Raw genomic sequence first — 285 nt, forward strand, 5'->3', positions numbered from 1 at the left:
GGGTTAAACCCCGATGCGGTGGGTAAATTTAGAATTGGCTTTACTGAAGGACTTGTTGGGCTAGTTGCTCAGCGCGAAGAGGCGATTAACATTGCGTTTGCTAAATCGCATCCTCGCTTTAAACTCTCCCCAGAAGTGAACGAAGAAGGCTACAACGCTTTTTTGTCTGTGCCTGTTGTTCATCAAAAAAAGGTATTAGGCGTTATTGTTGTGCAACAGAAAATGGCTCGAGTATTTTCTCAAGATGAAGAGTCGTTTTTAATTACGCTCTCAGCGCAGTTAGCT

General features: G+C 43.5%; 1 protein-coding gene. It reads left to right on the plus strand.

Going from position 1 to position 285, the window contains the following annotated elements; all coding sequences use genetic code 11:
- Positions 1-285 (plus strand): GAF domain-containing protein (locus tag AAEY62_RS21875; RefSeq protein ID WP_350636503.1); only part of this gene is annotated, 285 nt, incomplete at both ends.

Origin of the sequence: Pseudoalteromonas sp. GW168-MNA-CIBAN-0100 (genome assembly GCF_040309225.1) — a bacterium.
Lineage (GTDB): Bacteria > Pseudomonadota > Gammaproteobacteria > Enterobacterales > Alteromonadaceae > Pseudoalteromonas > Pseudoalteromonas arctica.